The 14303-nt window shown below is 44.7% G+C and carries 12 protein-coding genes (1 of these 12 only partly in view); 2 read left to right on the plus strand and 10 right to left on the minus strand.

The window, feature by feature from the left end; all coding sequences use genetic code 11:
• Positions 1-760 carry the 3' portion of a SulP family inorganic anion transporter gene (locus NST56_RS01020; protein WP_339179339.1) on the plus strand. The gene continues 674 nt to the left of window position 1, outside the view, so only the last 760 of its 1434 coding nucleotides appear in the window; its start codon lies beyond the left edge, outside the window; its stop codon occupies positions 758-760.
• Between the two features lie 145 nt (positions 761-905).
• Positions 906-1826, plus strand: a complete 921-nt coding sequence (locus NST56_RS01025; protein ID WP_229149725.1) for a bile acid:sodium symporter family protein — start codon at positions 906-908, stop codon at positions 1824-1826.
• Between the two features lie 10 nt (positions 1827-1836).
• Here NST56_RS01025 and NST56_RS01030 read toward each other — a convergent pair whose 3' ends face one another.
• The 10 genes from NST56_RS01030 to NST56_RS01075 all read right to left on the minus strand — a co-directional run bounded on the left by NST56_RS01030 (position 1837) and on the right by NST56_RS01075 (position 14295).
• Entirely contained in the window at positions 1837-2589 is a 753-nt protein-coding gene (locus tag NST56_RS01030) for an alpha/beta hydrolase-fold protein (RefSeq protein WP_339179341.1), read from the minus strand.
• Positions 2586-3596, minus strand: a complete 1011-nt coding sequence (gene feuC / locus NST56_RS01035) for an iron ABC transporter permease FeuC (protein ID WP_168746791.1) — start codon at positions 3594-3596, stop codon at positions 2586-2588. The genes NST56_RS01030 and feuC overlap by 4 nt, the downstream gene beginning before the upstream one ends.
• A complete protein-coding gene (locus NST56_RS01040) occupies positions 3589-4593 on the minus strand; it encodes an iron ABC transporter permease (RefSeq protein WP_268451064.1) in 1005 nt (334 codons plus the stop codon). The genes feuC and NST56_RS01040 overlap by 8 nt, the downstream gene beginning before the upstream one ends.
• A gap of 18 nt (positions 4594-4611) precedes the next feature.
• Positions 4612-5565 (minus strand): iron ABC transporter substrate-binding protein FeuA, encoded by a 954-nt coding sequence (gene feuA / locus NST56_RS01045; RefSeq protein ID WP_339179345.1) that lies wholly within the window; start codon positions 5563-5565, stop codon positions 4612-4614.
• Between the two features lie 90 nt (positions 5566-5655).
• On the minus strand, positions 5656-7248 hold the full coding sequence (locus NST56_RS01050) for an AraC family transcriptional regulator (RefSeq protein ID WP_339179347.1): 1593 nt from the start codon (positions 7246-7248) through the stop codon (positions 5656-5658).
• Positions 7249-7449: 201 nt separating this feature from the next.
• The gene (locus NST56_RS01055; protein ID WP_339179350.1) at positions 7450-8694 is read right to left on the minus strand and encodes an exo-beta-N-acetylmuramidase NamZ domain-containing protein; all 1245 of its coding nucleotides are present in this window, start codon (positions 8692-8694) and stop codon (positions 7450-7452) included.
• Between the two features lie 13 nt (positions 8695-8707).
• A complete protein-coding gene (locus NST56_RS01060) occupies positions 8708-10636 on the minus strand; it encodes a glycoside hydrolase family 3 N-terminal domain-containing protein (RefSeq protein WP_339179351.1) in 1929 nt (642 codons plus the stop codon).
• Positions 10637-10658: 22 nt separating this feature from the next.
• A complete protein-coding gene (pbp4b, locus tag NST56_RS01065) occupies positions 10659-11996 on the minus strand; it encodes a penicillin binding protein PBP4B (protein WP_339179352.1) in 1338 nt (445 codons plus the stop codon).
• Positions 11997-12050: 54 nt separating this feature from the next.
• On the minus strand, positions 12051-13418 hold the full coding sequence (locus tag NST56_RS01070) for a PTS transporter subunit EIIC (RefSeq protein ID WP_339179354.1): 1368 nt from the start codon (positions 13416-13418) through the stop codon (positions 12051-12053).
• A gap of 25 nt (positions 13419-13443) precedes the next feature.
• The gene (locus NST56_RS01075) at positions 13444-14295 is read right to left on the minus strand and encodes a MurR/RpiR family transcriptional regulator (RefSeq protein WP_168746798.1); all 852 of its coding nucleotides are present in this window, start codon (positions 14293-14295) and stop codon (positions 13444-13446) included.
• Between the last annotated feature and the right edge of the window lie 8 nt (positions 14296-14303).

Below are 14303 nucleotides of genomic sequence, written 5' to 3' on the forward strand. Positions count from 1 at the left end.
TGCTTTGGCGTTTGTCGGTTTGCTTGAGTCTTTGCTGACTGCACAGATTATTGATGAAATGACGGATACAGACAGTGATAAAAATAAAGAGAGCCGCGGACAGGGAATCGCAAATATCGTCACTGGATTTTTTGGCGGTATGGCGGGCTGCGCTATGATCGGACAATCTGTTATTAATACAAAAGCGGGCGGCCGTGGGCGGTTATCAGCCTTTATTGCCGGTGCTTTTCTTATGTTTTTAATTGCCGTTTTGAGTCAAGTTGTTGTAAAAATTCCGATGGCTGCGTTAGTGGCTGTTATGGTTATGGTGTCTGTCGGCACATTTGATTGGTCTTCTTTAAAAGGCTTGAAAAAAGCGCCGATCACAGATTCAATTGTAATGGTTGTGACGGTGATTACGGTTGTCGTGACGGATGACTTATCGAAAGGCGTATTCGTCGGTGTTCTGTTAAGTGCCGTTTTCTTTGTAGCCAAAATCTCGAAGCTGAAAATCGTTTCTCATGCAGAGGATCAAAAGCTGAGAACGTATCAAGTCAAGGGACAGATCTTTTTTGCGTCAGTGACTGATCTTACAAATGCGTTTATCTTTGATGAGGATATCGAACGAGTTGTCATTGACTTGACCGATGCTCACGTATGGGATGATTCAGGAGCGGCTGCGCTTGATAAGATTGTCGCAAAGTTTAAAGAGCAAGGAATTGAAGCTGAGTTAAAAGGGCTGAACAATGCAAGTAAAGCCCTTATGAAACAGATGGCATAAAAGTGTGAAAGTCCAGATTGATGAGATCTGGGCTTTTTTATATAACATATGGTTGAACTGCATTGATATAATAGAGAGAAAGAAATTTTTAATAGGGGACTTGTATATGATGCTTCAGAAGCTGAACCGTGTATTGGGGAAAGTCATGCCGCTTTTGACACCGACTAGTGTTGTGCTTGGCGTCCTGCTGTCTCAGTTTTTAAATGGATATGAAAGCGCGGTGCCTTGGATATTTGCGTTTATTACGTTTGCGGGCAGCTTGAGCGCGAACTTTCAATCTTTGAGACACGCCTTGGCGCACCCTCTTCCTATGATTCTTGCATTATTTGTTCTTCATATTTTTATGCCGCTTTTCGCCTGGGGCAGCGGACATCTCATATTTCAAGGCGATCCATTAACGATCACCGGTTTGACATTAGCTGTTGTCATTCCTACAGGGATTACGAGCTTGATTTGGGCTGCAATGTACAAAGGGAATGTTGGTTTGACGCTTTCTATCATATTGATTGATACCGTGCTGTCGCCGTTAATCGTTCCGCTGAGTCTTTCTGTGCTGGCCGGTGCCCAGGTTCACATGGATGTCTGGGGAATGATGAAGGGTCTGATTGTGATGGTGGTGATTCCTTCATTCCTGGGCATGCTGTTTAATCAGATGTCATCTCCAGATAGAACCGCGGCGTTGAGCAGCACACTGTCACCCTTTTCAAAGCTGTGCCTGATGGCGGTGATTGCGATTAACAGCTCTGCGATAGCACCTTATTTCAAAGCGATTGACTTAAGATTTTTAGGGATTGCTGTCACCGTTTTTTGTATCGCGTTGACCGGGTATGCTGCTGCGTGGCTTATCGGTAAAATGATGAAAAGGCAACAGGAGGAAATTGTCTCTCTTATTTTTACGGGAGGTATGAGGAATATCAGTGCCGGCGCTGTTCTTGCCGTCACCTTCTTTCCGTCTCAGGTAGCCGTTCCGGTTGTGATTGGCATGCTGTTTCAGCAAATCCTGGCTGCTTTGTTCGGCTATATGCTGAACCGTTTTGAATTAAAACCCGTCTTGCAGAAGGCATGAAAAAAACCGCTCATATGATAGAGCGGTTTTTTCCGTATAGCCATTCAAGGGCATTGATAAATTGTTTACAGAAATACTTGCGGTGGTGCACCGCCCCTTTCTCAATGACGAGACACAGCTGATCTTGAGTGAAGCCTTTTTCTTTTAGGCTCTCGTATACATATTTTGTTTTTTGCAGCATCGTCTGCTGAATCGATTGTTTTCCAGCGCCTTCTTCACTGCCGATAGACATATAAATACGCGTTGAACCGGGCCTTACAGCGGCAGTATCTATGGTTTCTGCTGCGTTCTCGTACCAGTATGAACTTGAAAGAGATCCTATATTTCCAAATAATGATGGATGTCTCAGAAAGGCGAACATCGAGATGAGGCCGCCTAATGAGGCGCCGATCATACCTCTGGATTGTGCTCTTTTGGAGACATTCCATTTTTCTTCCACAAACGGAATGAGCCGGTTTGTTATTTCAGAAAGATAGTCAGTCCCCTTACCGCCGAAGTCTGGAAACTGATCACTGAGTAATGCGGCGGGCCAAGGAGTGTACTCGTCAATTCGGTTTTTAGGCTCTATACCGATCAGCACGAGCTCAGGCACCCTGTTTTGATGGAACCTGCTTTCTATCAGTTCTAGTTGATCTTGAAACAAAGAACCGCCATCCTGTACATAAACAGAAGGAAATGCCCTGCTGTCCGTACTGTAGGAAGGAGGGAGATACAGCTTGAACATCCTGTCGCCCGCCTTATGCTCTGATAAAGATCCGTTCAAACGTTCTCCCCCTTTTTTTGCTTGAAAAGCAGGTATAAGAAATACGGAACACCGAGTATCGCCAAAATAATGCCGGCTGGCACTTCTGCGGGCTGGAAAAACAGTTTCCCGGCAAAATCCGCGCTCAATACAAGCAGCATGCCGATCAAGCCGCTCAAAGGCAAAATATAGCGGTGTTCGATACCGGCCAATCTCCGGGAAATATGGGGCGCGATTAAGCCGACAAATGCCATGCTTCCCGCCACAGAGACACAGGCGCTGATGATGGCGACACAGGCGACGAGCAGAATGGTTTTTTCTTTATTTGATGATATGCCAAGGCTTCTGACCGTGTCTTCGTCAAAGCGGATGGTATCAAGCAAACGAGACTTGGCCAAAAGAATAGGAATAAACAGCAGCATCCACGGAAGAACAGCTGTGATATATGTCCAGTTTGCCGACCAGATGCTTCCGTTTTTCCATACCATGGCCATTTCATAATCTTGCGGGTCCATTTTTAAGGATAAAAACAAAGACAAGGCGCTGAAGCCCGAATTAATCGCGATTCCTACCAGAATAATTCTGCCTGAATCTAAATTGCCTCTGTTCCAAGCGAATATGTAAATCATGACTGCAGCAGCCAGTCCGCCGATCAGGCCGAAAAACGGCATTCCCATCGCCGCGACGATTGAGGTTACTTCCTTCTGGCCTTGGAACAACAGCATAAACGCCACAATGCCTGCCCCTGCTCCGGCATTAATTCCCAATATTCCCGGGTCTGCAAGGCCGTTTCGTGTGATGGCCTGAATGACAGCTCCTGCTATGCCAAGTCCGAGTCCGATAATGGCTGCCATGACAATCCGCGGAAGTCTTAAGTCAAACAGCAAAACTTCATACTGCGGATTGGGATTGATCTGAAAGAGAGTGGAGAGCAGCTCTGTCGGACGAACAGAAAATGATCCGCTGGTCATGCTGAAATAGCTGACAAGGAGAATCAATATGATTAACACTGCATATTTTTTAGCCATTTTGCTCTCCTCCTTTTCGTTTGATCAAATAAAGGAAGAAAGGAACGCCGATAATAGAAGTCACAACCTCAATCGGTGTTTCAAATGGGTAATTGATAAATCTGCTGGCGAGATCGCACAGCGTTAAAAAGATTCCGCCCAAGATGCAGGAACAAGGAATCAGTCTGTTATAATCCGAGCCGACGAGAAATCTTGTGATATGCGGAACGACTAAACCGACAAACGCAATTTTTCCGGCAAGCGCTACGGCACTTCCGGTTAAAATGATGACAGAGAGCATTGCCATGATTTTGATCGTTTTTTTCTTTTGGCCCAAACTCTTAGAAATATCGTCGCCTAGTGAAACAGCGGTCACCTTTTTGCTGAGAGAGACAGCTATGACGATACCAGCAAGAAAAAATGGAACGGCAAGCTTCAGAAAGTCGGGGCTCATTTGATGAAGTCTGGCGCTGTACCAGAAACTCAAATCCTGTGAAATTTGAAAATAGATCGATATGGCAGCTGCTAAACTATTTAGCAGCATGCTTGTGACAGTGCCAATGATGGCTAGCTGTACAGGCGTAAACCCGTTAGGCAGCATTGTTGCCAGACCGAATACCAATGCAGCTCCAAATGCGGAGCCGATAAAAGAGTAAATGATCATTTCAAGCGAAGATGATTGCGGAAGCAGAACCATACAAAGCGTGATGATAAAGGCGGAACCATCTGAAACACCCATAATTGAGGGCGATGCCAAATAATTGCGTGTGATGCCTTGCATGAGCGCTCCAGATACAGCAAGGGCTGCCCCAATGAGCAGAGCGCCGGCAGCCCTTGGAATCCGGGAGTGCCATATGATTTGATGGTCTGTGTTTCCCGGATCAAAATGAAAAAGTGATGCAAAGACAATATCAGCATTAAGCTGCTTTGCGCCATAGAGGACGGAAAGCAGCAATGATAATGCAATAGCAAATGGAGAAGTAATCAAAATGATACGTGTCCACTGTTTTGAATACATACAAAAACCTACTCTAATTTAGTCTTGTGTTAATTTTTCAGATGCCGCTTTCAGGAAGCGGACTTTGCTCCAAGCCGTACCGCCTTGTGCGAGAGGATCAACTGAATTGACGTACACATGATCTTCTTTGACTGCTGTGAGGCTTTTCCAGATTGGATTTTTTTCTAAATCTTTTAATGCATCAGGTTTATCCGCATTTTCATCATCAGAAAATTGGACGAAAATGTGGTCAGGGTTCATTTCACTGAGTTTTTCTAACGAAATCAGCTCTTGCGCTTTTGCGGCTTTGACTTCATTCGGCGCTTTAAGGCCTAAGTCACCATAAAGAGTTGAGTTGAAGTACACTTGTTCAGGATAAATGTAAATATTTCCTTGTCTGATTCTGATGACAAGCGCTTTTGAATCCTTTGCTTGTTTATCGATTTTCGTTTTTGTTTCTTTTAGATCCTGTTCATAGTCGGCAATGATTTTTTTGGCTTTTTTCTCTTTTCCGGTCAGCTGGGCAAGCAGCATCATGTTTTCCTTCCAGTTTGATGAGATGTGAGAAACCGGAATGGTCGTGCCGGCCGTGCTTATTTTTTGCAGGGTTTTTTCAGGGAACTTTGTAGATGCCAAGATCACATCTGGCTTCATCTCAAGAATTTTTTCAATGTTTGGTTCCATTTTTTCCCCTGTCGGTGTTGCTTTATCAGCGATGTCCTTAAACATTTCAGGGAATTTTCCTGAAAATGAGATTGCACCCTGCGGATGAACGTCAAGCAGTTTAGCGTCTTCCATGGATTCAACGCTACCCGTAATGGCAATCTTATCTGTTGGTACGTTTACTTCGTACGTTTTATCCAAATACTCAATTTTCTTTTTCTCGGACTTTGTGCCGCTCGCTTTGCTGGCAGAGGATTCTTCCTTGCTGCCGCAAGCTGCCGCCGTCAGGGCGAGCAGCAAGATTAATAAGGTAAGAGATAGCTTTTTCATCTATAGTGCCTCCTGTTCAATTGATAACTATTATCAATTGGAATTATAGAGAATGAACAGACATAACACCATGGACAAATTCCATATTTATCATGGACTATCGCCGGATAGCATAGATATGGTTTGCTGCACAATCCGCTCGTGCCCGCAAGCCGAGTATTCATTCCATGGGTCTGAAGAGAGGTGATACACACGTCCGTTCCGCACTGCGCTTAGGTTTTGCCATATTTCTGACTGTTTTAATTGCTGATAATAGGCAATGGTTTCCGGCTCTTTAAAAAGAAAGAGCATGATACAGTCAGCTTGGCAATTTGTGATGTCTTCTAATGAAATCGCTTGTTCTGAAGGCGTGTCAGCCGATTCAGCCGATTGGAACCCTAAATCTTCAAAGAAGACTTCGCGGACGCTGCGATTATGTGCCATATAAAAGCTCTGCTTGTGCAGACGAAGGAAGAGAAAGCGAAACTCTTGAGCGTGCAGCAATGTCTTTTTAGCGGTAGCTGTCTGCTTGTCATAGGCTGCGAGCCACTTTTCAGCTTCCGATTCTTCATTTAAAAACGAGGCGGTTTGCAGAAAGTGAGCTCTCCAGTTTTCTTCTGAAGGAAGGTAACATACTTCTGCAATGCTGTTCAGGCGCTTTTGTTCTTCTGAAGAGACAGAATCCATGCTGAAAATGATATCGGGTTTAGCTTGGGACAAGGTACGCAGGTTTTCCTCCCATTTTTCATTAAACCGGTATGCGTTGAGCTGAACTGGAATATCTGCTGAGTAATGCTGATAATAGTAAGCCGTCCACTTTGGATGGAGTGCGGCTGCAAACGGTATATGATGGAGAGGAATGAGCTGCCCCATTGTTCCCTTTCCATAGGCTGCTATTTTTTTCCGGCGTTTTTTCATATAGCTTGTTGGAGAACAGCCTGTGTGTTTTTTAAAGATTCTGCTGAAGTAAAATTCATCTTGATAGCCGGTTTGATGGGCGATTTCCTTCAGTTTACAGTTGGATCTTGCCATGAGGCGCTTCGCTCGAGTGATTCGCGTTTTTGTGATAAATTCTGTTACGCTCTGACCTGTCCACTTTTTAAAGGTTTCACTGTAATGCTTGGGGCTGATTCCCGCCATTTGTGAGAGCTGGCCTAGTGTAATTTTTCTATCGGCATGAGTTTCGATGTATTGTTTTGTTTTTTCGAGCGCTGTCTGTGTATCGCTTTGATCAGAGACATTGGCTGTGAAGAGGTCATAAATCAGGCTCTGAACCTCAATCACACATTTCAATTGAGAAAGCTGTGATGAATCTGTCCATATTTCAGCAAGTTCTTGAAGCCGGGCTGAAAGGTTTTCGATATGTGAAACATTCACAAGGTTTAGAGTGGATAAATCAGTTTCAGTGCATGGTTTTAAGAGATCTTGCTGGGTTTCCGCTGTATAGCAGTGAAGCCTGATCAGACAAACATCTATATTTCTCTCTTCTGCTGGTGTAATACCGAATGTTTCATGAGGCGGACAAACATACAGTGTCTTTTTTTGGAGAGGCACGGTTCTCGTTCCGATAGAAATATGTCCATCTCCTTTTAAATGAAAGATCAGCACGAATGAGTCAACCAACTGCTGTTCTGAGAAGAGATCACTCGTTTTCTTCATATATTCAATTTGTACAGGATGATAAATCATCATTGAGTTTTGCAAGGAGAAGACCACCTTTTCAGAAACGCTCACTTAATTGATAATCATTTTCAATAAGATTGTACCAAATAAATGAAAGTTTTCCTATATAAAGCGTGTTGTTTTTGTATATAAAAACCCTTGCCGCAAGAGCGGGCAAGGGAAAATGATCAAGCTTTTGTTGGGTAAGAGAATGTTACACGTGTAACATACCCTTCTTACGTCTTAATAAATGAGATATTGTTTTCTTGTTTTATTGAATTGCTTCAGCTGTTTTTGATAGGTGTCAATGATTTCATCAATTGAAGCACCGTTCACGATTTTCGTTCGAACCCAGCCGTTGCCAACCAATTTATCAAATGAGCCAGACGCTAGGAACTTAAACTCATCAGGATAGAGGTCATGTATCATTTTAATAAGCGACAGTCCTGTTTTAACAGCTTCAAATTTCTCTCTGTCCGTAATAAAGAGCTGTACGCCGTGGCAAAGTGTTCCTTGATGTTTAGAGAACGTCGGAGTAAAGGAGGCAGCTCTGAATGTAACGCCAGGCAGATCAAGACTGTTCATTTTTTCTGCAAGCTCAGTGCTTTTGATAAAGGGAGCTCCGATCAACTCGAATGGTTTAGTCGTTCCCCGCCCTTCAGATACATTTGTTCCTTCAATTAACCCTGTTGCAGGGTACACAAATGTGCTTTCTGCGGTTGGCATGTTAGGTGAAGGGAGAACGAATGGTAGCCTGGTTTCATCAAAGTCCATAGAGCGTTTCCAGTGCTTCATTTTCACGACTGACACATCAGCACCAATATTAAATTCCTTGTTGAATAGTAAAGCCAATTCTCCAATGGTCATCCCGTGCTTTAATGGAATGGGATAGAGTCCGACAAAGGATGCGTACTCGGGCTCCAGCACTGGTCCTTCAACCTTTTTTCCGCCTTGGGGGTTCGGACGGTCCAGCACGATAAAAGGAATTCCGTTTTCTTTCGCGGCTTCCATTGCATAGGCCATTGTATAAATGTACGTATAGTAACGAGTCCCGACGTCCTGGATGTCAAATATAAGAACATCGACATGTTTCAGCATATCAGGAGTGGGTTTTTTCGTTTTTCCGTAAAGGCTGTATACGGGAACCCCGGTTTTTTCGTCAATGTAAGAGCCTACTTCGTCTCCTGCCTGAGCGTCGCCGCGAACGCCGTGCTCAGGCCCGAATAAAGCTGTCAGCTGAATATCGGGGTCTTCGTAAAGAATATCTACGCTGCTTTTAAGGGAAGCACTCACACCTGTTGGGTTGGTAATCAGTCCGACTCTTTTTCCCTTTAGCTGCTTTTTGTGTTGGGATAAGAGGATATCAATGCCGGTCTGGACTTTAGGTTTTTTTGCTGTTTGTTTTGCCGATTCAGGTGTAGCAGTGGCAGCCGTCATTGTTCCGAACATCATAAGCCCTACGAGAAGAACCAATACCGTTTTTTTCATATGTTCCTCCTTATTAAAGCGGTTTTCCCGTTTTGATGTTTACTCCATAGCCATATGGATAAAGGATGTCTCCTGGTTTTGTGACGGATGGAATGTCGACTGGCAGCGTACCCTTTGGCTTTGATTGTCCGAAGATCGCTTTAACCCCGGCCGGAATATTCGGCTGAAGATAACGGCCGTTTGCATATCCTTTAAAACCATAGACGGCAATCAAGGCTCTGGCTTCTTCGAAATTGGCGGCATCATATGGATTCCGCAGACTCATTAAGACAAATTGCTTTTTGTGCTGCAGTGCAGCATTCATGACAGCTCTCGGAAAAGCGGTGGCCCATTTGCTTGAATCTGTTACCGTGTCGTCGATGACACCGTCGTTGACGACAGGGTCATTTTTTACAACGTAAGAGCCTGTAATGATATAATCAGCTTCTTTTACTTGTTTTTCATACTCAGCATTAAATACCTTTTCTGCAAAGTTGATTTTGGTAAGAGAAACAGAATTGATTTTTTTTCGCTGCATTAAATCGTGAATGGTTTTTTCAATGGATGCTGATTGTTCCTCGTAAGGTGCGGCAATTAAGATTCGGCTGCCTTTTTTGGGTTTGAACGGCAAGGTATGCTGATCATTTTTTAATACTGTCACTGCCTTTTCAGCGATTTTTTGCTCTGTCTTCGTATGGTGTTTGCTTCCCACTGTTTTGAGCGCTTTCTTCACCTTTTTATCTATACTGCTGTCATTTTGAGCGGGGTAAATACCGCGTTTTATTTTCAGGGAAATGATTCTTTCCACCGATTTGTTGATTTGCTGTAAGGGAATGTCTCCTTTCTCGACAGCTTCTTTTAAGGAGCCAATTATGCTTGCAAATTTATGTTCATTTTTCAGAGATGTAACTGAGGCAGGCATTAACGCAATATCAACACCGGCCTTTATGGCCATGACGACCGCCTCTTCCTGGCCGAAATGATCTGCTATGGCTTTCATATTGAGAGCATCAGTGACGATTACACCGCCAAACCCCATTTCCTCCCGAAGCAGCCCGGTCATTACTTTCTTTGAAAGTGTAGCGGGAACCATAATATCTGATTCGTCAAGCTTGCTTTTATATGTGGTATCGTCAAAGGCTGGAAATTGAACATGAGCTGTCATCACCATGTCTGCTCCTGCATCAATCGCTTTTTGAAAAGGATAGAGTTCAACCTCACGAAGCCGTTCCTGGCTATGAGAAACGAGCGGCAGTCCATAATGGCTGTCAACGTCAGTGTCGCCATGTCCCGGGAAATGCTTAAGAGCAGAGGCGATATGTTGCCGTTGCAACCCTTTCATAGAATATAGACCGAGTCGTGCTGTCAGTTCACGATCAGAACTGAATGATCTTACACCGATCACAGGATTATCAGGGTTATTATTAATATCTAAGACTGGGCTGAAATCTGTATTGATGCCTAAGACAGAAAGCTCTTTTCCAATCATGCTGCCGGTCTGATATGCATTGATTCTGCTTCTTGTTGCGCCAAGCGCCATATTGCCTGGGAAATGAGTGCCCTCCCCTAATCTCGTCACGATCCCGCCTTCTTGATCAATGCTGAGTAAGAGCGGAATCTTAGGGCCGGCCTTTTGATATGCGTCTGTCAGCCGTACCGTTTGCTCAGTTGTTTTTACATTTTCTGCAAATAGTATGACGCCGCCGAATTGATATTTCTTGATGAGGCCAGCGACTTCCTCATTCATTTCTGTGAAGGCTTTCGGAGAAGTCTCACCTTCCTTTTGCCAGTTTCTGAAATCCGGCATCAGCATCTGGCCAAGTTTTTCATCTAACGTCATATGATCAACGATCTGTTTGGCGTCAGCTGAGCCGCGGGGTTTCGCTTTAGCTGTCTGATTGACGCCGAGAACACATGAAAGAAAAAGGACGGTGGAAAGGATCAGCGAAATGACAGGTTTCATAACAACTTCCTCCTATCGTCAATTATTTCATTGCTTCATAAATCGCGGTGATGACGCTTCCGTACCTGCCTGTTGAAAATTGATCACCCTCAAACACGTTAGGATTTTCCGCTGGATCAGCGACTGGTGAATGCTTTTTATTTGTTAACAAAGCAATGCCTAAATTGTATGCCGGATCAATGATGGTAACCGTTCCTGTCCAGCCAGTATGTCCGTACGCATTTTTGCTTGCATAAGGGCCAAACATCCATTCCATGCTTTTACTTCCGTTTCGCCGCCATCCAAGGCCGAATGTCGGATCTGTTGGTGATGGCGCCGTAAATAGGTCAGCTGTTTTCTGATTGAATAATGAAACGTTACGGTACGTTCCTTTGTTTAACATGACTTGAAGCAGAATCGCCATATCATCAGCGTTTGAAAACAGTCCGGCGTGGCCTGAAACGCCTTCCATCGAATAGAATGCTTTTTCGTCATGTACTTCTCCTTGCAGCGTGTCTGTGCGGATATGAGGAAAATGGATAACACCGTCTCGTGTATTGCCCATACGTTCAGTGGCTGCAAACTGTTTTGCTGTAAAGCCCTTTTGCAACGGATTGTACAACGTATGCTTCAGCCCCAGCGGTTTGTAGAGCTCTTGTTCCGTATAGACATCAAGCGGTTTGCCGGTGAGTTTTTCGACAATACAGCCGAGAAGCATGTATCCAATGTCACTGTATACGTGTTTTGTTCCTGTTTCATAATCCAGCGGGATTTTCATCAAGTATTCAATGGTTTTCTCCCGCTCCTGCGAATAATACATGCCGGCTTTTTCTGGGTTATAAAAGTAGAAACTAGATGGCAGCCCAGATTGGTGCTGCAGGACATCAATGACACGAGTGTTATCTTTTCCTTTGATGCGATCTGTAGGCTGATCCTTGAAATCAGGTAAATAAGCGGATACCTTTTTATAAACGTCGAGTTTGCCTTGGCTGACTAAGCGCTGTAAAGCAAAATTGGTCGCATACATTTTTGTATTTGATGCCAAGTCAAACATCGTGCGGGTTTTCATTTTTGCCGGACGGCGCAAGAGTTCAGCCCCGTCGTATTTTTTACTGTAGCCGTACGCTTCTTTTTTGATCATACGGCCGTCCTTCACGACGACTAGAACGGCGCCGGGGAATCCTGCTGCAATGTCCCGTTCAATCATCTGATCAACCTTCCTTAGTTTCTTCGACGAAAACTGTGCAGTTTCTGGATTTATTGTTTTCGGCTTAACCTGGTTGTCTGCTTGATGAAGGGCGGTGTGTGCGAAGGCTTCGTTCGGCATCAGAATGGACACGGTTAAAATAGCGCTGAGTAATGCTAATGTCTTCGTTCTCACAAGCTTGCTCCTTTCCGTGTTTCTATGCCGTTACTATTCCTAAATTGTCATCATTTAATCGAACTGGGCAGCCATTTCATCTTTATATCCGAAAGCGTAGGTCAATAAAAAGCCGAACGCATAGGAAATAAAGAGACCGATGATATATAAGATGATTTGTGAAGGCAGGACCAGAAAGGAGAGCGGCAGTCCAGAGACACCGATTGCAACTGTGGCTACCTGAAAATAAGCTTGAAAAGCTCCGCCGATCCCCGCCCCTAAACATGCTGTCAAAAACGGACGGCCAAGCGGCAGCGTTACACCGAATATAAGCGGTTCACCGATGCCGAGCAGTCCTGAAGGAAGACCCCCTGTTATCGCTTTTCTCAGCGTTTTTTTCTTTGTTTTAACGAAGATGGCGAAGGCTGCGCCCACTTGTCCCGCGCCTCCCATGGCAAGGATAGGGAGAAGCGGGTCATCACCGATGGAATTGATGAGTTCCATGTGCACCGGCGTCAGGCCTTGATGGAGCCCCGTTACAACGAGAGGCAGGAAGGTCGCGCCCAGAATAAAGCCTGCAGCGATTCCGCCGATGTCTAAGATGGACAGAAGACCGGATGTGATGACATCTGAAATGAAACCGCCTAAAGGCATGAAAACGACATACGTCAATATCCCAGTGATCAAAAGTGAAACTGTTGGCGTTACGATAATATCGATTGATTGAGGAATAAAGCGGCGGACGAATTGTTCGGTGTAAGCAATGAATATAGCTGCGAATAGAACGCCTATGAGGCCTCCCCTGCCGGGAAGAAGCTGTTCTCCGAATAAACTGATCTTTGCGATTTCCGGGTTAATGATCAGAATCCCTGCCAGAGCGCCGAGAGCGGGCGTTCCGCCAAATTCTTTTGACGCATTAATGCCGACGAGAATACCGAGATAAGTGAACAGGCCTGATCCGATGACTGTCAATACAATTGCTGTTTGTGATTCTGCAGAGAGCCAGCCGGCTTGGGTTACCGCTTTGGTAATCCCGGTAATTAAGCCTGAAGCGACGAGTGCGGGAATGAGAGGTATGAAGATGCTGGCTATTTTTCGTAAAAAAAGCTTAAACGGGGTCGCGTTTTTGCGATTGATCTCGGTTTTCTTTTTGGCGGCGGTTTCTTTTAGATTGAAATCTTCTTCTGATGATACCAGCTTCGAAAAAGCGGCGGTGACATGATTAACGACACCAGTGCCGAGGATAATTTGCAGGGTTTCAGCTTCGACGACTCCAAGGACGCCATCAAGCTCTCTTAACGCCTTACTATCCGTTTTGCTGACATCGTAAGGCGTAATGCGCAAGCGGGTCATGCAATGCGTATAGGAAGAAATATTGGATTTCCCCCCGCATAGCTCAAGGATTTTTTCCGCCAGAATATTGTATTGTTTTTCTTTGCTCATACAAACCCCTCCCTTTCAAGATGCCTTATGTCTTTCTCATAGATTTGATTGCTTCTCTCGTTTTATCAATGTAGCTGACCGTTTCTTCATACTGCTCGGCCGCCATGCTTAAAAACAAAACATCAATCATAAAGAGCTGGGCGAGACGAGAGGAAGTCGCTGCGCTTCGAATCAGGGCCTCGTTGGAATGGGCTGTATATAATGAAACGTCGGCTAATACGGAGACGGAAGTTTGACTATATTGTGTGAGGCTGATGATTGTGACGCCTTTTTTCTTTGCCATCGAAAGCAGCTCGATGATTTCCTGTGTTTCACCTGAAAACGAAATGGCAAATACAATGTCTTTTTTATCTGCATTTGCGATTAAAGATGCCACGAGATGAGTGTCCGTGAAAGCAGTCGCCTGTTTATGAATTCGAAGCCATTTTTGCTGGGCGTCCTTGGCGACAATGCCCGAGGCGCCCAGGCCGATGAAATGTACAGTGTTCGCTTGAAGCAGTAGAGAAACAGCGCGCTCAAGCTCTTGATAATCCACGAGATCTGAGGTGTCTTGAATTGCTTGAATGGCATTGCCGGCTGCTTTTTCAGAGATGGAAGGCAGTGATTCATGAGGGGCGATGTCCCGGTAGCCTTGAACAGCAGGTTTTGCCAGATCACCCGCTACCCTCATTTTTAAATCCTGAAATCCTTTTAGTCCCAGTGACTTGCAAAGCCTGATGACGGCAGCGTCACTTGAATTAGCTAAGGCGCTGATTTCGCTGACTGTGCTTTCTATCGCTTTGTGGGGATGGGCTAATATGTAGTCTGCAAGTTTACGCTCTGATTGTGGCAGCTTGTGTTTCATCGATTGAATAATAGCTAAACCGCCTGTCGCCATTACTGTCT

This window comes from Bacillus sp. FSL R5-0560 (assembly GCF_037966305.1).
GTDB lineage: Bacteria > Bacillota > Bacilli > Bacillales > Bacillaceae > Bacillus > Bacillus mojavensis.

Coding starts and splice junctions, on each gene's coding strand:
- feuA (WP_339179345.1), bottom strand. CDS start 5,565: ATGAAAAAGCTATCTCTTACCTTATTAATCTTGCTGCTCGCCCTGACG.
- NST56_RS01040 (WP_268451064.1), bottom strand. CDS start 4,593: ATGTATTCAAAACAGTGGACACGTATCATTTTGATTACTTCTCCATTT.
- feuC (WP_168746791.1), bottom strand. CDS start 3,596: ATGGCTAAAAAATATGCAGTGTTAATCATATTGATTCTCCTTGTCAGC.
- NST56_RS01055 (WP_339179350.1), bottom strand. CDS start 8,694: ATGAAAAAAACGGTATTGGTTCTTCTCGTAGGGCTTATGATGTTCGGA.
- NST56_RS01075 (WP_168746798.1), bottom strand. CDS start 14,295: ATGGCGACAGGCGGTTTAGCTATTATTCAATCGATGAAACACAAGCTG.
- NST56_RS01025 (WP_229149725.1), top strand. CDS start 906: ATGCCGCTTTTGACACCGACTAGTGTTGTGCTTGGCGTCCTGCTGTCT.
- NST56_RS01070 (WP_339179354.1), bottom strand. CDS start 13,418: ATGAGCAAAGAAAAACAATACAATATTCTGGCGGAAAAAATCCTTGAG.
- NST56_RS01060 (WP_339179351.1), bottom strand. CDS start 10,636: ATGAAACCTGTCATTTCGCTGATCCTTTCCACCGTCCTTTTTCTTTCA.